This is a genomic window from Sandaracinobacteroides hominis, from assembly GCF_016464365.1.
In the GTDB taxonomy this organism is placed as follows: domain Bacteria; phylum Pseudomonadota; class Alphaproteobacteria; order Sphingomonadales; family Sphingomonadaceae; genus Sandaracinobacteroides; species Sandaracinobacteroides hominis.
The window spans coordinates 349,502-371,894 of sequence record NZ_JADCUC010000004.1; the positions used below are offsets into that span (position 1 = coordinate 349,502).

20 protein-coding genes and 2 pseudogenes are annotated in these 22,393 nt (G+C 64.2%); 11 read left to right on the plus strand and 11 right to left on the minus strand.

Features of this window, described 5'->3' with window-relative positions; translation table 11 throughout:
- Positions 1-96 precede the first annotated feature (96 nt).
- Positions 97-750, plus strand: coding sequence for an alpha/beta fold hydrolase (locus tag IM784_RS11045; protein WP_268920836.1), 654 nt, complete (start codon positions 97-99; stop codon positions 748-750).
- Here IM784_RS11045 and IM784_RS11050 read toward each other — a convergent pair.
- Positions 747-2,051 (minus strand): alpha/beta hydrolase, encoded by a 1,305-nt coding sequence (locus IM784_RS11050; protein WP_199555377.1) that lies wholly within the window; start codon positions 2,049-2,051, stop codon positions 747-749. The genes IM784_RS11045 and IM784_RS11050 overlap by 4 nt on opposite strands.
- Before the next feature lie 77 nt (positions 2,052-2,128).
- Between IM784_RS11050 and amaB the strand changes: the two genes are divergently transcribed.
- Entirely contained in the window at positions 2,129-3,625 is a 1,497-nt protein-coding gene (gene amaB / locus IM784_RS11055) for an L-piperidine-6-carboxylate dehydrogenase (protein WP_199555378.1), read from the plus strand.
- 6 nt (positions 3,626-3,631) lie between these two features.
- The gene (locus tag IM784_RS11060; RefSeq protein ID WP_199555379.1) at positions 3,632-4,126 is read left to right on the plus strand and encodes a GAF domain-containing protein; all 495 of its coding nucleotides are present in this window, start codon (positions 3,632-3,634) and stop codon (positions 4,124-4,126) included.
- A 320-nt stretch (positions 4,127-4,446) separates the two neighbouring features.
- Here IM784_RS11060 and IM784_RS11065 read toward each other — a convergent pair whose 3' ends face one another.
- Positions 4,447-4,791, minus strand: coding sequence for a hypothetical protein (locus IM784_RS11065; protein WP_199555380.1), 345 nt, complete (start codon positions 4,789-4,791; stop codon positions 4,447-4,449).
- 97 nt (positions 4,792-4,888) lie between these two features.
- Here IM784_RS11065 and IM784_RS11070 point away from each other — a divergent pair, with 97 nt between their 5' ends.
- Complete coding sequence (locus IM784_RS11070; protein WP_199555381.1) at positions 4,889-5,152, plus strand: transposase; 264 nt, start codon at positions 4,889-4,891, stop codon at positions 5,150-5,152.
- Between the two features lie 1,344 nt (positions 5,153-6,496).
- On the plus strand, positions 6,497-9,373 hold the full coding sequence (uvrA, locus tag IM784_RS11075) for an excinuclease ABC subunit UvrA (RefSeq protein ID WP_199555382.1): 2,877 nt from the start codon (positions 6,497-6,499) through the stop codon (positions 9,371-9,373).
- Between the two features lie 72 nt (positions 9,374-9,445).
- Here uvrA and IM784_RS11080 read toward each other — a convergent pair whose 3' ends face one another.
- A complete protein-coding gene (locus IM784_RS11080; RefSeq protein ID WP_199555383.1) occupies positions 9,446-9,751 on the minus strand; it encodes a GIY-YIG nuclease family protein in 306 nt (101 codons plus the stop codon).
- Between the two features lie 160 nt (positions 9,752-9,911).
- On the opposite strand from IM784_RS11080, the gene IM784_RS11085 reads away from it, so the two are divergent.
- Complete coding sequence (locus IM784_RS11085) at positions 9,912-10,106, plus strand: hypothetical protein (RefSeq protein ID WP_235977093.1); 195 nt, start codon at positions 9,912-9,914, stop codon at positions 10,104-10,106.
- Positions 10,107-10,135: 29 nt separating this feature from the next.
- Positions 10,136-10,345, plus strand: a pseudogene (locus IM784_RS17750) (hypothetical protein); the annotation flags it as partial.
- Here the strand turns inward: IM784_RS17750 and IM784_RS11090 are convergent.
- The 5 genes and pseudogenes from IM784_RS11090 to IM784_RS11110 all read right to left on the minus strand — a co-directional run bounded on the left by IM784_RS11090 (position 10,293) and on the right by IM784_RS11110 (position 14,447).
- Positions 10,293-11,126, minus strand: coding sequence for a DUF3800 domain-containing protein (locus IM784_RS11090; RefSeq protein ID WP_199555384.1), 834 nt, complete (start codon positions 11,124-11,126; stop codon positions 10,293-10,295). The pseudogene IM784_RS17750 and the gene IM784_RS11090 sit on opposite strands and share 53 nt — an antisense overlap.
- An 817-nt stretch (positions 11,127-11,943) precedes the next feature.
- Complete coding sequence (locus tag IM784_RS11095; RefSeq protein WP_199555385.1) at positions 11,944-12,864, minus strand: HAD family hydrolase; 921 nt, start codon at positions 12,862-12,864, stop codon at positions 11,944-11,946.
- Positions 12,865-12,967: 103 nt separating this feature from the next.
- Positions 12,968-13,066 (minus strand): annotated as a pseudogene (locus IM784_RS17755) (PEPxxWA-CTERM sorting domain-containing protein); the annotation flags it as partial.
- Between the two features lie 574 nt (positions 13,067-13,640).
- Complete coding sequence (locus tag IM784_RS11105) at positions 13,641-13,937, minus strand: GNAT family N-acetyltransferase (protein WP_199555387.1); 297 nt, start codon at positions 13,935-13,937, stop codon at positions 13,641-13,643.
- A 183-nt stretch (positions 13,938-14,120) separates the two neighbouring features.
- Positions 14,121-14,447, minus strand: coding sequence for a UrcA family protein (locus tag IM784_RS11110; protein ID WP_199555388.1), 327 nt, complete (start codon positions 14,445-14,447; stop codon positions 14,121-14,123).
- A gap of 233 nt (positions 14,448-14,680) precedes the next feature.
- Here IM784_RS11110 and IM784_RS11115 point away from each other — a divergent pair, with 233 nt between their 5' ends.
- Entirely contained in the window at positions 14,681-15,214 is a 534-nt protein-coding gene (locus IM784_RS11115) for a DUF2721 domain-containing protein (protein WP_199555389.1), read from the plus strand.
- A complete protein-coding gene (locus IM784_RS11120; protein ID WP_199555390.1) occupies positions 15,211-15,450 on the plus strand; it encodes a DUF6489 family protein in 240 nt (79 codons plus the stop codon). Before IM784_RS11115 ends, IM784_RS11120 begins: the two co-directional genes overlap by 4 nt.
- Before the next feature lie 203 nt (positions 15,451-15,653).
- Here IM784_RS11120 and IM784_RS11125 read toward each other — a convergent pair whose 3' ends face one another.
- Positions 15,654-16,418 carry a PEPxxWA-CTERM sorting domain-containing protein gene (locus IM784_RS11125; protein ID WP_199555391.1) on the minus strand — a complete coding sequence of 255 codons (765 nt, stop codon included), beginning with the start codon at positions 16,416-16,418 and terminating at the stop codon, positions 15,654-15,656.
- Between the two features lie 155 nt (positions 16,419-16,573).
- Here IM784_RS11125 and IM784_RS11130 point away from each other — a divergent pair, with 155 nt between their 5' ends.
- Together IM784_RS11130 and IM784_RS11135 are read left to right on the plus strand one after the other, a co-directional pair.
- On the plus strand, positions 16,574-17,131 hold the full coding sequence (locus IM784_RS11130) for an ECF-type sigma factor (RefSeq protein WP_199555392.1): 558 nt from the start codon (positions 16,574-16,576) through the stop codon (positions 17,129-17,131).
- Positions 17,124-19,418: a serine/threonine-protein kinase gene (locus IM784_RS11135; protein WP_199555393.1), complete on the plus strand. Its 2,295-nt coding sequence runs from the start codon at positions 17,124-17,126 to the stop codon at positions 19,416-19,418. Before IM784_RS11130 ends, IM784_RS11135 begins: the two co-directional genes overlap by 8 nt.
- On the opposite strand, the gene nadC is transcribed toward IM784_RS11135, so the two are convergent.
- Entirely contained in the window at positions 19,415-20,269 is an 855-nt protein-coding gene (gene nadC, locus IM784_RS11140; RefSeq protein WP_199555394.1) for a carboxylating nicotinate-nucleotide diphosphorylase, read from the minus strand. The two genes, IM784_RS11135 and nadC, sit on opposite strands and share 4 nt — an antisense overlap.
- A complete protein-coding gene (locus IM784_RS11145; protein WP_199555395.1) occupies positions 20,266-22,380 on the minus strand; it encodes a prolyl oligopeptidase family serine peptidase in 2,115 nt (704 codons plus the stop codon). The genes nadC and IM784_RS11145 overlap by 4 nt, the downstream gene beginning before the upstream one ends.
- Between the last annotated feature and the right edge of the window lie 13 nt (positions 22,381-22,393).

Below are 22,393 nucleotides of genomic sequence, written 5' to 3' on the forward strand. Positions count from 1 at the left end.
CTCCTGCGGCGGGAAGTAGGTTACAGGATTGTAACTTCAAGCGGGTGGAATGTCGCAGACCTTGAAGCGTGGCCTTTGCGCGACCAATGTCAGGGAATGGTTTCCCCTTCGGCCGATGCCGTTCTTCTTTTGCATGGACATGGGCGTACCGGCATGTCGATGGGCTTTCTTGGAACTGCCCTTCGCGCGCAGGGCTATCGCACCTTTGCGCCCAGCTATGGGTTTCGCCGGTCGTTGCCGCGCATTCTCGATGTGCTGGGCCCGCAGGTGGAGGCGTTTGCCCGGGCGGTGCCGGGGCAGATGCATATCGTCACCCACTCGCTGGGCGGGCTGGTGTCGCGGGCGCTGATCCACGCCCATCGCCCGCCCAACCTTGGCCGGGTGGTGATGCTGGCGCCGCCGAACTGCGGTTCGGAGCTGGCCGATCTGCTGACCGACCTGAAGCTCTCGGGGGCGGTGCTGGGGCCGATCTCCAGCCATCTGTGCACCAGGCGGCTGCAGCGCGACGAGGAGCTGCTGGGCAAGGTGGACTATCCGCTGGGGATCATCGCCGGCACGCGCAGCTTTACGCCGATCACCGATCGCTTCCTGCCAAAGCCGAACGACGGCACGGTTTCCGTTGCTTCCACCATCCTGCCGGGGATGGCCGATCACATCAGCGTGCCGGTGCCGCACACGATGATGCCGGTGCACCCGCAAAGCATTGCGCAGGTGGAAGCCTTCCTGCGCGACGGCAGGTTCGACCGCTAGGGCGCTGGCGCCGCCCCGGTCTTCCTTGCTGTCGCCAGCACCGTCTCCAGCCGGGCGTCGTAATCGGGCGGAAAGGTCCAATAGGTCAGCCCGCCGTCCGCCGTCGCCCGCTCCAGCCCGCGCTGTTCCGGGGGCAGCCCGAACAGCAGCAGCAGCAGCACGTCGCTGGAAACCCAGGGGTCGGTGTACCAGAAGCCGTGCGAGCGGGGGCTGAGGCCGGGGATATTTTCGGGCCGCACCCGCACCACTTCCAGGCCGTCGCGCGAAGCCCCCAGCAGGAAGCGCGCCTGCCCCGGGGAAAGCTCCTCCATGTCGGGCCGCCCCGCGCGGGAGGCGCGGTTCACCACTTCGGAAAGGCGCAGCGCGGAATCGCCCATGTTCACCGCCACGCTCACCCGGCCGGCCACCGCCTTATAGTCGCGCAGGTCGTCGACGAAGCCGCGGAAATCGGCGTCGGGCGCCGCGTGATAGACTTCGCCCAGCCTCGGGTCGCGCCCCGTGTCCTTCGCCCAGCGGCCCACCTGCGCCAGCCCGTCGCTCGCCACCGTGCCGCCGGCCGAATAGCTGAGCACGTCGATCCTGCGCACCCTGGTGTGCGCCGCCAGCAGCTCCACCAGCCGCGCGAGCTGCGGCGCGGCGCCAAAGGCCGTTTCGATGTCGCGCGGATAGACGAGGAAATTCTCCGCCGTCGGCCAGGCGAACAGCAGCACCACCGAATTCTGCCCGGTGAAGTGCCGGAGCTGCGCGGCCTGCCCGGCCGCCCGCTCCACCGTGGAATTGGCGCCATGGACATAGATGATGATGTCGTGATCGGGGCTGCGCGCCACGGCCTCGTCCACCAGCCCCAGCCAGGCGCGCATGCCCGCGGGCAGCGGCGGCCCGTCCTCCGGGCGCTCCGCGTCGTCCAGCACGCCCAGCTCGGTCATCGCCTCCAGGATCAGCTGCGGGCGGCGCTCGTCCTGCGCCAGCCCCATCGACCATTCATAGACCTTGTCCCACGTCGTACCCGCGCCGCCGATGCGCACGGTGGTGACGCCCAGGTTCAGGTTGCGCCCTGGCGTGACGGCATAGAGGCGATCGTTGCGCGGCCCCACCGGCAGCCGGTTGGTAGCATAGAAAAGCTCGATCCGGTTGTCCTGCCGCAGGTACGGATTGGCGGCAAACAGCGCCGAGCCCGATTTCCGGAACGCCAGCGGCGTCGGCATCAGCCGCATCGGCGGCTGGTGGAACGACAGCAGGATGGTGACGATGACGCCGACAAGCGCCAGAAAACCCAGCCATCTTCCAATGCGGCGCCCCATGTGCCAGACCCTAGCCGCAGGTTCGGCAGCGCCGCAAGCCTGTGGCAAAAGGCGCGCGAAAGCGGCATGGGCGGCGGATGCCTGAAACAGCCTCCACCGAAGCGCTAACCCTTCTCTCCGGCTTCGGCGTGCCGCTGGCCGCCACCGGACTTGCCGCCAGCTCGCCCATCGACGGCGGGCTGATCGGCCACGTCGCCCCCACGGCGGATGTGGGCGCCGCCATCGCCCGCGCCGAAATCGCCTTCCGGCGCTGGCGCAGCGTCCCCGCCCCCCAGCGCGGCGAGCTCGTCCGCCTGCTGGGCGAGGAACTGCGCCGCGAGAAATCCGCGCTGGGCCGCCTTGTCACCATCGAATGCGGCAAGATCCTCTCCGAAGGCGAGGGCGAGGTGCAGGAGATGATCGACATCTGCGATTTCGCCGTCGGCCTCTCCCGCCAGCTCTACGGCCTCACCATCGCCAGCGAACGCCCCGGCCACCGCATGATGGAACAATGGCACCCGCTGGGCCCCGTCGCCGTCATCTCCGCCTTCAATTTCCCGGTCGCCGTCTGGTGCTGGAACGCCGCCCTCGCCCTCGTCTGCGGCAATCCGGTGATCTGGAAACCGTCCGAGAAAACGCCGCTAACCGCGCTGGCCGTGCAGGCCTTGTTCGACCGCGCCCACGCCAAGTTCGCAGGCGCCATTCCCGATCTCTCGCAGGTAATCATCGGCGGGCCCGAGGCCGGCAACGCCCTTGTCGAGGACAGGCGCATCGCCCTTGTCTCGGCCACCGGCTCCACCGCCATGGGCCGCAAGGTGGCGCCGAAACTGGCCGAACGCTTCGCCCGCGCCATCCTGGAGCTGGGCGGCAACAACGCCCTCATCGTCGCCCCCTCGGCAGACCTCACGCTCGCCATCCCCGCCATCGCCTTCGCCGCCATGGGCACCGCCGGCCAGCGCTGCACCACGCTGCGCCGCCTGATCGTCCACGAAAGCCTGATGGAAACGCTGGTGCCGCGCCTGAAAGCCGTATGGGCCAGCGCCGTAGTCGGCGATCCGCGCGAACCGGGCACCCTCGTCGGACCGCTGATCGACGAAGCCGCGAGCGAAGCCATGACCGCCGCGCTCGCTGCCGCCGGGGAGGCCGGCGGCACCGTCCATGGCGGCGAACCGGTAAACCGCGCCGGCAGCTACCGCCGCCCCGCCCTCGTCGAAATGCCCGCGCAAACCGGCCCGATGCTCCGCGAAACCTTCGCCCCCATCCTCTACATCGTGCCTTACGTCACCCTCGAAGACGCCATCGCCCTCAACAACGACGTCAGCGCCGGCCTCTCCTCCGCCATCTTCACCCGCGACATGCAGGAAGCCGAACTCTTCGTCTCCGCCACCGGCTCCGACTGCGGCATCGCCAACGTCAACATCGCCACCTCCGGCGCGGAAATCGGCGGCGCCTTCGGCGGCGAAAAGGAAACCGGCGGCGGCCGCGAATCCGGCTCAGACAGCTGGCGCGCCTATATGCGCCGCACCACCAACACGCTGAACTACTCCAACGCCCTGCCCCTCGCCCAGGGCGTCCGCTTCGATATCGAAGGCTGAACCGACATGTATCAGGCCCCCAAACTCTCCGCCGCCAACCCCACCGAATTCTACGCGGAACTCGCCCAGCAACTCGAAGGGCTGCTGTTCGGCGAACGCAACTGGCTGGCCAACAGCGCCAACTTCGCCGCGCTGCTGTGGGACCAGATGCCGGACCTCAACTGGGCCGGCTTCTACCTCGTGGAACCCGCCACCGGAGACCTCGTAGTAGGCCCCTTCCAGGGCAAACCCGCCTGCGCCCGCATAGCCCCAGGCCGCGGCGTCTGCGGCACAGCCCTCAGCGAAAACCGAGCCCAACTGGTCCCCGACGTCCACGCCTTCCCCGGCCACATAGCCTGCGACGCCGCCTCCCGCTCCGAACTGGTCATCCCACTGATGCGCGACGGCACGGTCATCGGAGTCCTCGATCTCGACAGCCCACTACCGTCGCGCTTCACCCCCGAAGACCAAGCCGGCCTCGAACGCCTGCTGGACATGTTGCTGTCGTCCAGCGACTTTTAGCAAACAACAACGCAGGGGCTCTGCCCCTGCACCCCGGCCCCCGGATCGAGTCCGGGGCAGGCATCCAATGATTTCCCTGCACCCTCAATATTGGTGGCAGATCGGGTGGAATGGAGCGAACGGAAAGCTTGATGGCCTGCGGCGCTGAGTCGGATTTGCGCGAAATTTCAGCCATAAACGCCGACCAAACCCCACCTCAAAACCCGCTCAGGCTGAGCTTGTCGAAGCCCGACCCGAATTAAGTATACTGTCCCCGGAATTCCCCTGTCCCCGGAATTCCCAGTCGACTTTCCTTTGACTACTATGCAGAAGTTTATGATCTATTGGATTTTTATCTCCAATGAATCACGACTTAGCTTTGCATACACAGGGTGCCCTCCTCGATAAACATAAAAACACTCTCCGGTCCGAGGAATCATTTTTTCACATTCCCCTTGCGAAGCCTTAAATAGTGATTTGACGACTTCATCGTTCTCATTTCGGATTCGAATAAGATAAACTGTATAATCGCCGAATTCTTTCGGCATCACTCTAATTTTTTCATCGGAAGCGGTAATACCTGCCTGCTGACTGAGAATAACTGCATTACGTGAGGCGCAACCCTGCATAAGAGGCATGAGGGCAATTGCAACCAAAGCGCAAATTTTAAGGGTATGTAATTGCATAATCGGCCCCTCCTGAGAGCCCGTTTGATAATGGGTTGAGTGGCCGCTGCTGACGTGATTCAAGCTTGGGATGTGGACCCGAGCGAGCCGTGACAGGATGGCTGAACATGAGAAGCGAGCCAAGCGCTACCCGACCGATCTGACGGATGCGGAGTGGGAGATCGTCCGTCCGTTCTTGCCCACGCCGCCGAAGCGCGGGCGCAATCCCACGACGGACCTGCGCGAGGTATTGAACGCTTTGCGGTATCTGGCTCGCTCGGGCGGAGGCTGGCGCATGCTGCCCAAGGATCTTCCGCCGGGGAATTCCGGGGACAGGACAGGGAATTCCGGGGACAGGAATTCCCCATACTATTTAAAATAGTCTCTGACACTAATAATTCTATATATAGTTGCGACCAAGGTTACGGTTAAAAAAATAATAGTTGAAAATATAAGGACATATTGCAAAATATCGTCAACTTTACCAAGTTTAAAATAGAAAGTGTAGTTTAAAATTAGCCAATAAAGTATCGACACAAATAAATAAAAGGTAGTAAACTTCCCCGAAGAGATTTTCAAGAATTTAGAATAAATATACAAAATGAACAATACAATCCACATCATTGAAGATAGGATTAGCGATGCTCTGTATGCATTTGAAAATACGATAAAAATCGCACTAATGATGTTTGAAAAAAAGATTCCATTAATAGAAAATCTAATACCTTGCATATTAACAAGCCGATCCATTATTTTACTGTCATTGGATGAGTTTGAATTCTTCTCTTTTTCACCCCATTAGTCGTCGTTCTATTTATTACGATATCTGATATCATTGGTGTGGCGCCGGAGCCCAAAATCGACAAGTCCGCTAGGGAGCCTAGAACTATGTCAGGAACAGCTTGCGCCATCCCCGCCCATCCTGATTGATCACCCGACGCATACATTAACGCGTACCCGATAAATGTAACAAGTTCGGCGCTCTGATACGCGCGAACGCCTGCTCCTGCTATCGCTAATCCCGGAATACTGCCCTCGGGAATTCCGGGGACATTATACTTGAATTCCGGGGACAGGAATTCCGGGGACAGTATACTTAACTAGGGTCGGGCTTCGACAAGCTCAGCCTGAGCGGGTTCTGAGGTGGGGTTTGGTCAGCGTTTATGGCTGAAAGGTAGCGCAGACTCGACCCAGCGCCGCAGGCAATCGACCCCACGGAAAAACCAACCCTTCCTGACCAAGCTCCAACTTCGAGGGTGCAGGGAAATCATTTCCATGCTGGGTGCAGGGCAAAGCCCTGCCCGCCGGAGGCTCCCTCAAACTGCTCACCAAAGACCACAACCTGAACCGCGATTCACTTCCGTCGAATCCATCCAAGTCCTCTCGCTCCGTCGCTCGCTGGAGGCCGTCGCCGAGAGGGGTACACAACTCGCAAGGAGTGTACCGAAGATGTTGTTTCACGTTTCAACCGAGGCTGAAAACCCGAGGATGGTCGCTGAAGTTTTGTCACCGTTGGACGGTGGTAAGGTATGTGGAGCAAGCTCCGTCCCATTCGGGCGGAGTCAAAGATTACCGACCGTTAACCATTATCGCCCAGTTCGCGACAATCGAATCTGTAAACTCTGCCGACAGTGAGGCCGGCGCCGCTTGGAATCCACCCGCACAGGCCCCATTTTCCCTCCGTCTGTGCGCTTCCCTTCAGCCCGGAACAGAGATAGAACAAAGCATGCTTACACACATCAGCGTCCGCGGCGCCAGAGAGCACAACCTGAAGTCGGTCGATATCGACCTGCCGCGCGATCAGCTGATCGTGATCACCGGCCTCTCCGGCTCCGGTAAATCCAGCCTCGCCTTCGATACCATCTATGCCGAGGGCCAGCGCCGCTATGTGGAGAGCCTCTCTGCCTATGCCCGCCAGTTTCTGGAGCTGATGCAGAAGCCCGACGTCGACCATATCGAGGGCCTGTCGCCGGCGATCAGCATCGAGCAGAAGACCACCAGCCGCAACCCGCGCTCCACCGTCGGCACCGTCACCGAAATCTATGATTACATGCGCCTGCTGTGGGCGCGCGTCGGCGTCCCCTACAGCCCCGCCACCGGCCTCCCCATCACCGCGCAGACCGTCAGCCAGATGGTCGACCGCGTGCTGGCCCTGCCCGAGGGCACCCGCCTGATGCTGCTCGCCCCCGTGGTACGCGGCCGCAAGGGCGAATATCGCAAGGAAATCGCCGAGTGGAAAAAGTCCGGTTTCCAGCGGCTGCGGGTGAACGGCGAAGTCCATGACATCGAGGAAGCCCCGGCGCTCGACAAGAAGTACAAGCACGACATCGACGTCGTCGTGGACCGGCTCGTCGTCCGCGCGGACATTGCCGGGCGGCTGGCGGAGAGCTTCGAGACCGCGCTGAAGCTGGCGGAGGGGCTGGCGACGGTGGAGCTGGTGGACGGCCCGTCGGCGGATGCCGACAAAGAGAAGACTCCTGAGACCATCACCTTCTCCGAGAAATTCGCCTGCCCCGTCAGCGGCTTCACCCTGCCCGAAATCGAACCCCGCCTGTTCTCCTTCAACGCCCCGCAGGGCGCCTGCCCCACCTGCAACGGGCTGGGCGAAAAGCTGTTTTTCTCGCCCGACCTCATCGTTCCCAACGAGAATCTCTCGCTGAAGGAAGGCGCCGTGGTGCCGTGGGCGAAATCCTCTCCCCCCAGCCCCTATTACATGCAGGTGCTCGGCTCGGTCGTCCGCGCGCTGGGCGGCACGCTGGATCAGCCCTGGGCGAAGCTTCCCGAGGAAACCCGCAGCGCCATCCTCAGCGGCACAAAGGGCAAGCCCATCCCCCTCGTCTTCGAGGACGGCCGCAAGCGCTATGAAGTGCAGAAGCCCTTCGAAGGCGTCATCGCCAACCTCGACAAGCGCTTCCGCGAAACCGAAAGCGCCTGGATGCGCGAAGAGCTGGGCCGCTATCAGGCGAGCGCCCCGTGCGAGGCCTGCGGCGGCGCCCGGCTCAAGCCCGAGGCGCTCAGCGTGAAGATCGCCGGCGAGAATATCAGCCAGTCCACCGCCCGCTCCGTCACCGATGCGGCCAACTGGTTCCTCGACCTGCCCCGGCATCTGGGCCCGAAGCAGCAGGAAATCGCCACCCGCATCCTCAAGGAAATCAACGAGCGGCTGGGCTTCCTCGTCAATGTCGGCCTTGGCTATCTCAGCCTCGATCGCGCCTCCGGCACGCTGTCCGGCGGCGAAAGCCAGCGCATCCGCCTCGCCTCGCAGATCGGCTCCGGCCTCTCCGGCGTGCTCTACGTCCTCGACGAGCCAAGCATCGGCCTGCACCAGCGCGACAACGACCGCCTGCTGGAAACGCTGAAGCGCCTCCGCGATCTGGGCAACACGGTGCTGGTGGTGGAGCATGACGAGGACGCCATCCGCACCGCCGACCATATCGTGGACATGGGCCCCGGCGCCGGCAAGCTGGGCGGCAAGGTCATCGCCGAGGGCAAGCTGCAGGACATATTGAACGCGCCGGACAGCCTGACCGGCGATTACCTCTCCGGCCGCCGCAACGTCCCCGTGCCGGCCCAGCGCCGCAAGGGCAATGGCAAGATGCTGACGGTGACGGGCGCCCGCGCCAACAACCTGCACGATGTCAGCGCCTCGATCCCGCTCGGCACCTTCACCTGCGTCACCGGAGTCTCCGGCAGCGGCAAGTCCAGCTTCGTCATCGACACGCTCTATCCGGCGGCCGCCCGCGCCCTCAACGGCGCGCGCATGCACACCGCCCCGCACGACAGCATCACCGGCCTCGAATTCCTCGACAAGGTGATCGACATCGACCAGTCGCCCATCGGCCGCACGCCAAGGTCGAACCCCGCCACCTATACCGGCGCCTTCACCCACATCCGCGACTGGTTCGCCGGCCTCCCCGAAAGCCTCGCCCGCGGCTACAAGCCCGGCCGCTTCAGCTTCAACGTGAAGGGCGGCCGCTGCGAGGCCTGCCAGGGCGACGGCGTGCTGAAGATCGAAATGCACTTCCTGCCCGACGTCTATGTCCAGTGCGACGTCTGCCACGGCAAACGCTACAACCGCGAGACGCTGGAGGTGCTGCACAAGGGCCACAGCATCGCCGACGTGCTGGACATGACCGTCAGCGACGCGGTGAAGCTGTTCGAAGCGGTGCCCCCCATCCGCGACCGGCTGCGCATGCTGGAGGAAGTGGGCCTCGGCTATGTCCATGTAGGCCAGCAGGCGACAACGCTGTCCGGCGGCGAAGCCCAGCGCGTGAAACTCGCCAAGGAACTCAGCCGCCGAGCCACCGGCCAGACCCTGTACATCCTGGACGAGCCGACAACGGGCCTGCACTTCGAGGATGTCCGCAAGCTGCTGGAAGTGCTGCAAGCCCTCGTCGATCAGGGGAATACGGTGGTGGTGATCGAACATAATCTGGAGGTCATCAAGACCGCGGATTGGGTGATCGACATGGGGCCTGAGGGTGGGGCCGGCGGCGGGCGGGTTGTGGTGGCCGGGACGCCTGAACAGGTAGTCGCCAGCGGCAAGGGCTTCACGGGCGGTTATCTCGGCCCCCTGCTGCAGCAGGCCAAGGCGGCGGAGTAATCAACCGCACGCCCCGCCAAACCTCTCAACGCCAACACCCACCCCCCCGTCATCCCGGGCTTGACCCGGGACCTATCCCCGAACCGACCCGCAAGACACGTCCAGCAAATCTACCCACTCCAAATTCCCCACCTCCACCAAAGCAATCTTCCAATCCCGACGCCAGCGCTTCACCGTCTTCTCCCGCGCAATCGCGACGACAATCTCGTCGTGCCACTCAACCCAAACCAACGTCCGGCACCGCCACTTCGCAGCAAACGCAGACCCCCGCCCCTCCCGATGCGCCAGCACCCGAGCCGCCAGATCAGCGGTCACCCCAACATACAAAACCCCACGCGGCCGGTTCGCCATCAAGTAAACCCAGCCACCCTTGGTCATACGCAACTCCCACTGCTGGCAAACACACGCCGTACACCCGCCCCCCTACCCGTCACCCCGGCCTTGAGCCGGGGCCCAAGCACCAAACGCACAGCGATAGGCAAATCTCACGTTTCCCTGTATCTGAACCGCAGAATAGGCGAGGAGACCTCGGGTGAATATGGTGCCGCCGCCCTGGACGGCTGATCCCGATACCGGGATGCAACGAACCGATCTCGCCGCGTTCGGTGCCTGGCTGCTGCAGCGCCGGGCCGAAGCCGGTGAACCCATCCTACCCCGCAACAGCGGAACTCGTCGCACGGATTCGAAGCGGGCCCTGCTTCGGGCAATCGAGGCTGCCGGCGGACGCTGGTAGCCGCGCCGGGCGACCGGATTGCAGGCGCAGTCGATCAGGGTAATACCGTGGTGGTGATCGAGCACAATCTGGAGGTCATCCAGACCGCCGAGTGGGTGATTGATATGGGGCCTGAGGGTGGGCCTGGTGGTGGAAGCGTGGTGGTGGCCGGGACGCCTGAGGATGTTGTGGCGTCGGGCAAGGGGTTTACTGGGGGGTATTTGGGGCCGCTTTTGCAACAGGCAAATGCGGCGGAGTGAATATTTTGATTGGTGGCTTCTCGAGCGGCAAGCTTGCTTGGACCTCTTTAGGTCGCCACATTCGTGAATCAGTTGCCAGTCTATCGACGGCTTCACCATAGTATTTTTCTGCCCATTCCCAAGCTGCATACTCTTCTGGTTTTGCTCGGAATGCTTGAATTCGCCCTACGAGCGTAGCGATCCAATCGGCAGCCTGTATTGTTTGATACAGGTGAGATTCGACTTGAAATGGAGGCTCTATCAGGCAGCGCGCCGGCGACTCTGCTCCAAACATCGTTTTTGTAGCTGCTTCGAGGAGTCTAATCCGATCAGAATGCTGATCGAGAATCATCATGAACAATTCTTTCCTGCGACAACAGTAGGAATCCACAGATCTTATGGTATGACTAAGAACTGTGGTGTATAGGCCGTGCGATTTGCACTCATCGGGTGCTAAATATTTTACTCTACCGTAATATATAATGTGCCCCTGCCTGCGTTGCAGCTCTCTCAGCAATCTAAATAGTGCATCTCTGACTGCAGGATAACGTACAATATTTCGAGTTGTTATCAACTCTGAGCCTTTTTTCTCCCACGTTGCAGGATGGGAACCGCTTGATTTTATCTCGTTTTCAAGCAAGTTTTGTTTCAGCTTGAGAAAGAATGTAGAAAAATCGCGGGCGCGATCATGTGGAATCACGTAACCCGCCAATCCGAAAACCGGACTGCTGTTGTATTTTGGATCCTTGCGACTCACATACGGGCCGATATGGCCGAATTCGTCCAGGAACGCGATTTGCATCTAAATACAGTATAGAAACGCGGAAGCCCGCACAAGGACTTGTGCGGGCTCCGGAACTGGACACGCGCTTCTGCGTGGCCGAATCAATATCTAGGGAAACTTTTCCACATTTGCAAGCAGCAAAGGGCTTGACTCCCGATCGGAATCGAGTCCGTGGGCGGATCAACAGTTCTCCGCAATGCCACATGGACTCTATATTTTTCATTAATAACAATCATATACGGGACTATTAGCAGCCCTCGACATGTCCCCGAATGAAAGCGCCTCGTGATAACGACGTCAGTTTGTGCTGACAGATTTCTGTGGATAACATTCAGGTTGTCAAGCTGGACGCATGGGCACGGCCATCCATATTCTCATTGATATGGTCAGACCGAACTGCCCGATCCTACCATTAACAAGATCGGCATCTTCCGCTTCAATCCGCGCTGACCAGCTCTGTCCTACAAGCGGCATTCCTGCCAAAACGAGCCAATGCACCGGTGCTTGAAGGCGAAAACTTCTTCTGTCCTACACAGGTCCGTTTCGCTACGCGCGCGCTCGCAGGCGCCGGCGCGCGTGTGCAGGAGCAGGTGTGAAGTTTGGGAACTTTGCCTGGGTAAATCCCCAACAGGGGTGTGCGGCGGTGCACGGCCGGCGGCGCAGCCGCCGAGTCCGTTTGGTTGGACGGAAGAGAAGAAAGGTTGCGGGAATCTTGTTTGTCCGCCTCCGGCGGAACGCCCGCTCGTCGGACGGGTTCGTGGGCGGTCGCCCACGCCCCGCCGGCCGGGCGCGGCGGCGAGTCCGCGAGTTAGCGCTGCGCGCTAATCGCGGCCGCCTATGCTTGGGGAAATACCTTCCGCCAATCCCGCGCCATGCTGACAAGGCTGATCCCATACGCCCCCGCCTGATCCAACGCCTCCGCCAACGGGCTCAGCTTGAAATCCCGGTCATAGGCAAACTCCCGCTCCGCATCGTCATGGTGCAGCAGCAGCCCCAGCCGTGGCCCCTCGCCCGTCAGCGTATAGCGCAGCATCGCCAGGTCGCCGTCGCTGTTGCCGAACGCCAGCACCGGCCGCCGGCCGATGTGGATCTCGATATTCTCCGGCTTCACCTCGCGGTCGTCGAAGGTCAGCAGCTCGGGCAGCTTCTGGATCTCCATCCGCCCGTCGCGCTCCTCCATCTGCACCTTCATCGCCGATCCGACGACCATGTGGCGCGGCACGCCATAGACCTGCTCGGAAAGCGTCCGCACCACATCCGCCCCGCCGCCCGTCACGATGAACACCAGGAACCCGTTGGCGCGCAGATAGTCCAGCAGCTCCAGCATCGGCTGATAGACAACCTCCGTGTGCGGCCGCTTCAGCACCGGATGCACCGCCGTCTTCAGCCACGCGCGCACCGCCGCCCGCATCTCCGACGCGCTCAGCCCGGCGTGGGTGGCGGCGGCGATCTCCATCAACCCCTTCTTCCCCAGCGCCTTCATGCTCGCAATGTCGCGCGCCAGATAGGACCGATAGGGCTCCTGCGCCTTCAGTTCCGGCCGCTGCTCCGCCAGCTGCTGCAGCCGGTCACCCGCGAACAGCACCTGCACCTGCACCGGCTGCTCGCACCAGAGCGTGCCGTCATTGTCAAAGGTGGCGATGCGTTCGGCCGGCGGCAGATAATCGGGCGATCCGTCCCGCGTCACCTTCTCCACAAAGGCGACAATCGCCGCCTTTACCGCGGTTTCGTTCCAGCTGGGAAGCGCGTCCGTCATGCCTGTGTCTCCTGGGTGGGAGACAAGGTTAGGGCCGGATCGGCCGGCGGGGAAGTGCTTCCCCGGTCGGCCGCCGGCCCTCGGATCCTTGCAAGTCTTCGCCTCAGGCGGTGGCAGCCTCGCGCCGGCGGCGGGCAGCCAAGCCCACGGCGCCGAAGCCGACGATCAGCATCGCCCAGGCGGCGGGTTCCGGCACCACGCCCGGGACCACTTCGCTGATGTTGCCGCGGCCGGCCACCGTCAGCAGATAGCCGCCGGCATCGTAGTTGGCGAAGCCGGAGGCGACGACATAATAGGTGAGGCCGGCGGTCAGCGACTGAAAGAAGCCCGAAGTGCCGATGACCGGCGCGTCGTCGTTGGCGACCAGCAGATTGGCGAACTGGTTCGACGGATCGAAGCTGCCCACATAGAGATGCAGGAAATTATCATAAAGGGCGACCGACGAGAAGCCGTAGATGCCGGTGAAATCGACGGTGATGGCCGTCACTTCATAGGGAACGGCGGTGCCGACGGGAGACAGTGTCGTCGGCGGGTTGCCGGCGGTTGTGCGATTCCAGGTCGGTTCGCCCGAGGTGTTGCCGGCAGTGATGAAGACGCCGGCCTGAGCGGCGACGGAAAGCAGCGATGCAGCCGCAAAGGCTGCAAGATGACGCAAACGCATGCCCAACTCCTGTTGACCCTGATTGAAGTGTGCAATGCAGCAAAATGCGCCGGAATTCAACTCTCGGCGCCTGTGGATAAATAGTTAACAGATTCAGGCAGGGCGCAGTTGGCCGTTATCTGGCGGCCCGACGCTCCAGCACCTTGGCGACGAACCAGCATTGCGGCACGATTTCGAGGCCCTTTGACTCCGCGTCGTCGAGCGCCGCCGTCACCAGTCTGGCGCCGATGCCGCGGCCTTCCAGTTCGGACGGCACCAGCGTGTGGTGGAAGATGATGCGGTTCCCATCGAGCAGGTATTCGCAGATGGACAGCACGCCATCGGCTTCCAGTTCGTAGCGGCTGCGGGCTTCGTTGTTGGTGACGGTGGTGGCCATGCGGCTTTCATGGCACAGATCGCCGCCGGTTCCCATGCCGCGGAATCAGACGGCCCGGCGGATGAGGGGATCCACCGGGCCATCCTTTTCTTTCGGCGGGGAGAGAGAGGGGATAATCCCCGCCGAAACTCGCTATTCAGCTCCCGGTGACCAGTTGGGGCCGGCCACCGGGAAGATCTTGCGGCGGGAGAGAGGGGTATCCGCCGCTCGACCGATCAATCAGCGCGAGGCCAGCTGGGTCTTGCTGGCGAACTGGGCCATCTGCAGCCGGGCATTGGCGACGGCGGCGTCGACACAGTCGGTGTAGCTCTTGCGCTCGGTGAAGCTCTTGAAGTCGACACCACCGGCCGAGCAGGCGCTCCTGGCAGCGGTGTGGACACGGCGTTCGACGGTGGCGCGGCCGGCGGGGGTGTTGAGATCGTAGCTCGACACTTCCACCTTCACGCTCTTGGCTTCGGCCGGGACTGCGGTGAAGCTCAGCATCGTGGCGCTCGCCACAACTGCCAGAACCAGGCTAAACATCGGGTTGTTCGTCATCGTGGTCATCGTTCCGCTCCTGTTATCGGGTTGATGCCATATGCATTGCAGGTAGCGTGCCAACCTTGGCATGATTTTATGTTTTGTTTATTTTCAAATAGTTAAGCCATAGCGTGGCGACCATCAGCTTGCCGCAGGATGAATGTAATGCAAATCCTCCGTTAATTTTCCCAAGGGTTGGGAAATTCCGCGCAACGCCCTGCGGCTTGACTTGCAGCCCGTGCCAACTACCCCTGTTGCCCATGGTTCCATTGTCCAATCCGGAGATCTCGCTGCTGGCGCAGACCATCCAGCTGGCCATTGCCCCGGTGTTCCTGCTGACAGCGATCGGGGCCTTTCTTTCGGTGATCACAACGCGGCTGGGGCGGGTGATCGACCGGGCGCGGAAGCTGGAGGCGACGCTGCTGGATGGGCCGGAGCTGGACCTGACGCGGCAGGCGATTGCGCGGCAGGAGCTGGCGACGCTGGACCGGCGGATGCTGCTGGCGAACCGGGCGGTGGGGCTGGCGGTGGCGTCTGCCATCATCGTCTGCGTGCTGATCACGCTGCTGTTCATTTCCGCGGTGTCGCCACTGCACCCCGACAAGCTGGTGCCGGCGCTGTTCATGCTGGCGCTGCTGCTGCTGATGGCAGCGCTGATCGCCTTTTCGATCGAGGTCCGTATTTCGATCCGTACGGTACGGGTGCGGGCCGAGCTGATCCAGAATGCCCCGCGGGCGCCCGGGGACATCAGGTTTCCGCGCCGCTTCCCGTCTTTCGAGGAGAATGAGCCATGAAATTCGAGTTCGAGATAGAGGCGACCCCGGCGGAAGCGCGGGCGTTCCTGGGGCTGCCCGACCTGACGCCGCTGCACGAGGCGTGGGTGGAGCGGATGAAGCATTTCACGATGGACGGGCCGACCCCGGACGACTGGCAGAAGCTGATGTCGACCTGGACGAACGGCGTGCCGGGCTTTGAGGCGTGGCAGAAGCTGATGACCAGCGCGATGACGGGTGGGGCGAAGAAGGACTGACGGCAGCGCCCCCAAAGCACAACACAACGGCCAAAGGCCGCAAGCGCGAATGCGCGCCCGCGCAAGTGCGCGGAACCAGCGCGAAGCGCCAACAAAAACGGCCGCCCGCGCTTATTGCGCGGAACAGGATGCAGAGCATCCCAATCAAAAAAGGCGGCGGGGCCCTTCCCCCCCCGCCGCCCTTTCCGCCGCGTGGCAGCCGCTTAGGCTGCTACAAGATTGCCCCGCCGCCGCCGAGCCGCTCCGCCGACCAGGCCGAAGCCGGCGATCAGCATCGCCCAGGTGGTGGGTTCGGGGATACCGCCGACCGGCGGGTCGATCGGGGGCAGCACGTCTTCCATGATGCCGGCGTAGAGCGCGCTCGACTGCGAATAGTTGTAGAAGCCGAAGCGGCCATCGCTGAAGCTGCCGTCGAGGTCGATCTGCTTCACGCCATCCACCCAGACCTGGATGTTGCTGGCGTAGAAGTAGAGGTCGAAGCTGTAGGTGACGTTATCGACCCAGCCGGTATCGCCCAGCGTCGCGCCGCGCTGCAGCTCCTGCACGACGCCGGTGTGCGCCCAGGGGGCGTTGTTCTGGCCGTTCTGGATGGCGCCGGTCACGCGGGAGATGGAGAGGCCGCGCTTGGCGACATCCTGGTTGTTCTGCTTCCAGTCGATCAGCATATAGTCGGGCGTGGCGGCGGACAGCTCGCCCGGATCAAAGCCGAGCACGAAGCCGATATAATCGTCGTCGCCATCGGCGCCGACGCGGATGGTGCCCGAAAGCTTGTTGCCGATGGCGTTCGACGTTCCATAGAATACGGTCGGATTGCCATTCACCGTTTGCAGCACGCTGTTGTTCCCGGGCTGCACCACCCAGTTTTTCGACGTGCCCTCGGCCGTCCAACCCGACAGATCGACCGGCGCTGCGATGGCCGGCGCCGCCAGCAGAAGTGCGGCGGACAGTTTCAACCCTGATGTAAGCATGATGAGCTCCCTGTTGCGGGGAGCGATGCCCACCATCGCGCCCCTCATCCCATCAAGCGGGGTTTTGCGGCATTTCGGGTCAGCGACATTTGGCGCAGCCGTACTTTTCTTGCGTGTCGCGAACCCATCACCTAGCCTTGCCATCGGGGGCCGGCATGAACGCATCGCTGCGCATTGATGAACTGATCCTTCGCTGGCGGGGCGGGGACGATGCCGCGCGCGACCGGCTGGTGGAGCTGCTCTATCCGGAGCTGCGCACCATCGCCTCGGCACAGATGCGGCGGGAACGGCATGTGTCGTTCTCGTCGGGCGACCTTATCAACGATGCGATCCTGAAGCTGGTGCGGATGGGGCGGATCGATATCGCCGACCGCAACCATGTGATCGCGCTGGCGGCGCGGCTGATGCGGAACATATTGGTGGACCATGCCCGACAGAAAGGCACCGACAAGCGGCACCACCACAAGGTGGAGCTGAACGCCGATATCGACGGCGGGCAACGGATTGACCTGATTTCGCTGGAAAGCGCGCTGACACGGTTGGGGGCGATCGACGCCCAACTCGCGGAGCTGGTGGAGATGCGGTATTTCGGGGGCATGGCGATGGGGGATATCGCCGAGGTGACGGGCTTGTCGGAGGCGACGCTGAAGCGGCGCTGGCGGACGGCGCGCGCCTGGCTGCAGGATGCAATCGAAAACCGCATCGATGGCTGATCTGGAGACCGAACGCGTCGCCCTGGCGCTGTTCGACGATCTGCTGGATGTGCCGGAGACGAGCCGTGCGCGCTGGATTGCCGAGCGGACGCAGGACAGCGCCGTGAAGGCGCGGCTGGAAGCGATGCTGGAGGCGGATCGCATCGCCTCGCTGCGGACGGGGGCGGCGGCGCTGGGGCTGTCGGGGCCGGCGCCGTTGCCGGAGCGGATCGGCCAGTATCGGATCACGGCGCTGATCGGGCGGGGCGGGATGGGCGCCGTCTATCGCGGGGTGCGCGATGCAGGCGACTTCGCGCACGAGGCGGCGATCAAGCTGATCAAGCCGGGGCTGCTGTCGGATGTGCTGGCGGAGCGGTTCCGGGCGGAACGGCAGACGCTGGCGGGGCTGCAGCACCCGAATATCGCGCGGCTCTATGATGGGGGCGAGACGGCCGACGGTTCGCCCTATATCGTGATGGAGCTGATCGAGGGCGAGCCGATCGACCGCTGGGCAAACGCGCGCGGGATGGGCGAGGACGGCCGGCTGGCGCTGGTGGAGACGGCGGCGCGGGCGGTGGCCTATGCGCACCAGCGGCTGGTGGTGCACCGGGACATCACGCCGCTGAACGTGCTGGTGCAGGGCGATGGGACGCTGAAGCTGATCGACTTCGGCATTGCCCGGGCGACCGATGTCGAGGGGGTGAGCACGGCGACGGATATCGCGGCGCTGGGGCGGCTGCTGAAGCGGCTGGTGCCGGAGCCGGGCGTGGAGCTGGCGGCCGTGATCGGGGCGGCGACGGCCGAGCCGCCGGGCTATCCGAGTGCGGATGCGCTGGCGGCGGATATCGCGGCGCTGCGGTCGGGGCAGCCGGTGGCCGCGGTGCACGGCGGCGAACTGTATCGGCTGCGGAAGTTTGCCGGGCGGAACCGGGTGGCGGTGGCGGCGGCCGGGCTGGCGCTGGCGGCGCTGGTGGGGGGGCTGATCGCCGTCAGCATTGCCAATGCCCGGGCGCGGCAGGCGGAGGCGGAGGCGGAGGCGCGCTTTGAGCAGACACGCAGCATCGCCGGGGCGCTGTTGTTCGATGTGTATGACGAGGTGAGCCGGGTGCCCGGCGCCACCAGGGCGCGGGAGACATTGGCGAAGACGGCGCTTGCCTATCTGGAGGCGCTGGCGGCGATGGAGGATGCGCCGGCCGATGTGCGGGCCGAGGCGGGACGGGGCTTTGTGCGGCTGGCGGAGGTGACCGGCGGCGGGCAGCAGCAGTCGCTGGGGCGATATGCCGATGCCAATGCACTGCTGGCGAAGGCGGATGCGTTGCTGGCGCCCGCCTTTGCGCGCAATCCCGGCGACGAGGCAGTGGCGCGGGCCTTTGCGGCGCTGCGGCTGGAGCAGGCGGGGACCAATCTCTATAACAACAATGACGCCGATGCGGCGCGGGCGCAGGCGGAGGCGGCGGAGAAGGCCCTTGCGCCGTTTGCCGCGCGCGATGCGGACGCCGCGCGGCTGATGGCGACGGCGTTGCAGACGCAAGGCGACAGTTTCGGCTGGAACAACGACTATGCGGGGGCGGAGCCGCTGCACCGGAAGGCGGAAGAGTTCCTCGCCGGGCTGCCGACTTCGTTGAGGGGAGCGAAGGAGATACGGGCTGCGCGGAGCGCGAACCTGCGCTTGCTGGGGGAAGCGCAGCACAAGCTGAAGAAGACGGCCGAGGCGCGGGCGACGCTGGACCGGGCGGTGGAGATCAATCGGGGGCTGCTGGCGGAAACGCCGGACGATCCGGCGGCTATGCGCAAGCTTGCGGTGTCGCTCTGGTATGCGGCCGTGGTTCACCGCACCAACGAGCGTGACCCGGAGGCGAAGGCTGCGATCGAGGAGAGTGTGCGGCTCGCCGACCGGATGGCGGCGCTGGACCCGGACGATGCCGGCGCGCTGCAGATGCAGGCGATTGCCGGCGAAGTGCAGGCGCAGGTGATGGCAGACCGGGGCGATGTGGCGGCGAGCAAGGCGGCGATGGCGCGGGTGATGCGCGCGCACGACCGGCTGGTGCTGCTGGCGGGAGAGGCGCCGGGGGCGCGCCGGTCGCGCAACTCGGCGCTGCGCACGCAGGGCGGGATTCTGTATAATCTGCGCGACATTCCGGCTGCCTGCGCGAGCTGGCGCGAGCTGCTGGGGGCCTATGCGGCGCTGCAGGCGAGCGGCGAGCTGAGCGCGTTCGACCGCGAGAACGGGCTGCCGGAGACGCAGGGGCTGGTGCGCGACGTGTGCGAGGGCGGCAAGCCCCGGGCGGCATGGCCGGCTGAGCTTTAGTCGCGATAGTCCATGCCGACGTCGGCGGCGGGGGCGGACTGGGTTATGCGGCCGACGCTGATATAGTCGACGCCGGTCTGCGCGATGGCGCGGATCGTGGTCAGGTTGACTCCGCCCGAGGCCTCGGTGGGGACGCGGCCGGCGACGAGGGCGACGGCTGCGTGCAGGTCCGGAACGGTGAAGTTGTCCAGCAGCAGGCGGTCCGCGCCGGCGGCGAGGGCCGGTTCGATCTGGTCGATATGATCGACTTCGACGGTGATGTTGGAGAGGCCGGCGGCCTTGCAGGCCTGCACGGCTTCGGTGACGCCTCCGGCGGCGGCGATGTGGTTGTCCTTTACCATCGGCGCGTCCCACAGGCCCATGCGGTGGTTGCTGCCGCCGCCCTGGGTGACGGCGTATTTCTCGAGCCTGCGCAGGCCCGGCAGGGTCTTGCGGGTGTCGAGCAGGGTGGCGGTGGTGCCGGCGATGGCGTCGACATAGCTGCGGGTGAGGGTGGCAATGCCGGTGAGGTGCTGCAGCGTGTTGAGCGCCGAGCGTTCGGCGGCGAGCAGCGCGCGGGCGTTGCCCTCCACCAGCAGCAGGTCGGTGCCGGCGGGGACGCTGTCGCCGTCCTTTGCCAGAAGCTCGATCCGGCAGCCGGGATCGAGGCGGCGGAAGAAGGCGGCAGCGATTTCGAGGCCGGCGACGGTGACGGCATCGCGGCTGTCGAGCACGGCCTTCAGGCGTGCGTCTGCCGGCAGGCAGGCGGTGGCGGTGATATCGCGGGCGGCGTCGGGGACGCCGCCGCCCTCAATCCCGAGATCTTCGGCCAGCGTCGCCTCGACGAAGGCGGCCAGATCGAAATCGCTCATTTCAGTTCGCGGTTCAGATAGGCAAGCATCAGCGCGGAGCGGTAGGCGCTTTCCTTCAGGTTGGCGACGCCGGCGTGGCCGCCGTCGATATTCTCGTAGTAATAGATCGGGTGGCCCTGCGCCTCCATTTCGGCCGCCATCTTGCGGGCGTGGGCGGGGTGGACGCGATCGTCCTTGGTGGAGGTGTAGAAGAAGACGCGGGGGTATTTGGCGTCCTTGCGGATGTTTTGATACGGGCTGTACTTGCGGATGAACTCCCAGTCGCTGGTGTCGGGATTGCCATATTCGGCCATCCACGAGGCGCCTGCCAGCAGCAGGTGATAGCGCTTCATGTCGGCGAGCGGCACACCCACCAGCGCCGCGTCATAGAGGTCGGGGCGCTGGGTGTAGGCGACCGACGACATCAGCCCGCCGTTGGAGCGGCCGTGCACGGCGATCTTCGAGGCGAGGCCTTCCTTCTTCAGCGTCTCGGCGACGGCGTGCAGATCGTCGTAGCTGTTCTGGCGCTTTTCCAGCAGCGCCGCCTGGTGCCAGCGCGGGCCATATTCGCCGCCGCCGCGGATGTTGCCGACGACATACTGGTTACCGGCCTCCACCCACATCTGGTTTTCCGGCGACAGATAGGCGGGCGTGAGCGCGATCTCGAAGCCGCCATAGCTCCAGTAGAGCGTCTTCAGCGGGCCCTTGGCGCCCTTGGGGCGGACGATGAAATAGGGAACCTTCGTGCCGTCCTTCGAGGTGGCGAAGCGCTGCGAGACTTCGAACCTGGAGCCGTCGAAGAAGGCGGGCGCCGAGGCGAGGGTGACCGCCGCGCCGCCGTTTTCCGACTTCATCAGCCGCGACGGCTCGGTGAAGCCGACGACATTCGCGTAGAGGGTGTCGGCGTCGTCGGTGGCGACAAGGCCGAGCGCCGAGTTGGCTGGAATGGCGACTTCGGCGACCAGCAGGCCGGGGCCATTGCGGGTTTCCGGGCCGGCGGAGAAGCGCAGCAGCTTGGCAGAGACATTGTCCAGCAGCGAGACATAGACCGCCTTGCCCGAGGCATCGACATTGTTGATCGCCTGCGTCGGGCCGGGGGTGAAGACGCGCTCGACCGGGCCGAGCTTGCCGACATTGGGCACGGCGTAGGAGACGAGGCTGCCGGCGGGGATACCGTTGAAGTCGGTGCGGAGCAGGGCATAGGCGCGCGGGCCGCCCCTGTTTCCGTCGCCGCCGATGTTGGCGATGAAGCGGAAATCGGCATCATCCGGCAGCGGGCTGGCGACGAGCGTGCCGTCGGCCATCAGGTGGTTGACCTTGCCGGTCCAGAAGGTGAGCGCGCGGGTGATGGTGGCGCGGCGGCCTTCGCCCTCGCCGAAGCTGGCGGGGAAGGTCGCCATTTCGGTTTCGCCGGCGGTGAGCAGCAGCTTCGAGGCGGAGAAGGGCGTGCCGCGCTGCCAGAGGCGGGCTTCGCGGCCATAGCCCGAGGTGGTCACGGGGCCGGACGCGGTGGTGACGAGGAGGCGATCCTTGTCGAGCCAGGCCAGCGTCTGCTTGGCATCGGGGCTGAAGAAGCCGCCTTCCGACGCGGGGATGAAGCGCCGGGCGACGGTGTCGAACTCGCGCACTTCCTCGGCGTCCTTGCCGCCTACGGAGAGGCCGACGAGGCAGCGGCTGTAATCCGGCGCAAGGCAGGTGGCGCCGCCGAACTGGAAGTTCTTCTTCTCGGATGCCTCCAGCGCATCCATGTCGAGGAGGGTCGTCCATTCCGGCTTGCCGGCGTCGAAGGCGGCGCGCGGGCTTACACGCCAGATGCCGCGGACATGGTCCTTGTCGCGCCAGAAGTTGAAGACCTGCGTTTTCGTCACGCCCGAGGGGTTGGCGCCCGTCGGGTAGGCGATCCGGCGCGGATCCTGGAGGATGGTTTCGGCCTTCGCCCGCCATTCCGCAAAGCCCGGCGTCGATTCCAGTTCGGGCAGATATTTCGCGTTGTGGGCGCGGACCCATTCCAGCTGCTTCGTGCCGGTGATGTCCTCCAGCCACTGGTGCGGATCGGCGGGGGCCGGAGCAGCAGTCTGGGCGAGGGCGGGGGTGGCGGCGGCAAGCACGGCGGCAATGGCAATCTGTTTCATCCCCTGTTGCTAG

What these genes read in the sequence shown, in the direction of transcription:
- IM784_RS11045 (WP_268920836.1), top strand. Translation starts at nt 97, where the DNA reads ATGGTTTCCCCTTCGGCCGATGCCGTTCTTCTTTTGCATGGACATGGG.
- IM784_RS11050 (WP_199555377.1), bottom strand. Translation starts at nt 2,051, where the DNA reads ATGGGGCGCCGCATTGGAAGATGGCTGGGTTTTCTGGCGCTTGTCGGC.
- amaB (WP_199555378.1), top strand. Translation starts at nt 2,129, where the DNA reads ATGCCTGAAACAGCCTCCACCGAAGCGCTAACCCTTCTCTCCGGCTTC.
- IM784_RS11060 (WP_199555379.1), top strand. Translation starts at nt 3,632, where the DNA reads ATGTATCAGGCCCCCAAACTCTCCGCCGCCAACCCCACCGAATTCTAC.
- IM784_RS11065 (WP_199555380.1), bottom strand. Translation starts at nt 4,791, where the DNA reads ATGCAATTACATACCCTTAAAATTTGCGCTTTGGTTGCAATTGCCCTC.
- IM784_RS11070 (WP_199555381.1), top strand. Translation starts at nt 4,889, where the DNA reads ATGGCTGAACATGAGAAGCGAGCCAAGCGCTACCCGACCGATCTGACG.
- uvrA (WP_199555382.1), top strand. Translation starts at nt 6,497, where the DNA reads ATGCTTACACACATCAGCGTCCGCGGCGCCAGAGAGCACAACCTGAAG.
- IM784_RS11080 (WP_199555383.1), bottom strand. Translation starts at nt 9,751, where the DNA reads ATGACCAAGGGTGGCTGGGTTTACTTGATGGCGAACCGGCCGCGTGGG.
- IM784_RS11085 (WP_235977093.1), top strand. Translation starts at nt 9,912, where the DNA reads ATGGTGCCGCCGCCCTGGACGGCTGATCCCGATACCGGGATGCAACGA.
- IM784_RS11090 (WP_199555384.1), bottom strand. Translation starts at nt 11,126, where the DNA reads ATGCAAATCGCGTTCCTGGACGAATTCGGCCATATCGGCCCGTATGTG.
- IM784_RS11095 (WP_199555385.1), bottom strand. Translation starts at nt 12,864, where the DNA reads ATGACGGACGCGCTTCCCAGCTGGAACGAAACCGCGGTAAAGGCGGCG.
- IM784_RS11105 (WP_199555387.1), bottom strand. Translation starts at nt 13,937, where the DNA reads ATGGGAACCGGCGGCGATCTGTGCCATGAAAGCCGCATGGCCACCACC.
- IM784_RS11110 (WP_199555388.1), bottom strand. Translation starts at nt 14,447, where the DNA reads ATGACCACGATGACGAACAACCCGATGTTTAGCCTGGTTCTGGCAGTT.
- IM784_RS11115 (WP_199555389.1), top strand. Translation starts at nt 14,681, where the DNA reads ATGGTTCCATTGTCCAATCCGGAGATCTCGCTGCTGGCGCAGACCATC.
- IM784_RS11120 (WP_199555390.1), top strand. Translation starts at nt 15,211, where the DNA reads ATGAAATTCGAGTTCGAGATAGAGGCGACCCCGGCGGAAGCGCGGGCG.
- IM784_RS11125 (WP_199555391.1), bottom strand. Translation starts at nt 16,418, where the DNA reads ATGCTTACATCAGGGTTGAAACTGTCCGCCGCACTTCTGCTGGCGGCG.
- IM784_RS11130 (WP_199555392.1), top strand. Translation starts at nt 16,574, where the DNA reads ATGAACGCATCGCTGCGCATTGATGAACTGATCCTTCGCTGGCGGGGC.
- IM784_RS11135 (WP_199555393.1), top strand. Translation starts at nt 17,124, where the DNA reads ATGGCTGATCTGGAGACCGAACGCGTCGCCCTGGCGCTGTTCGACGAT.
- nadC (WP_199555394.1), bottom strand. Translation starts at nt 20,269, where the DNA reads ATGAGCGATTTCGATCTGGCCGCCTTCGTCGAGGCGACGCTGGCCGAA.
- IM784_RS11145 (WP_199555395.1), bottom strand. Translation starts at nt 22,380, where the DNA reads ATGAAACAGATTGCCATTGCCGCCGTGCTTGCCGCCGCCACCCCCGCC.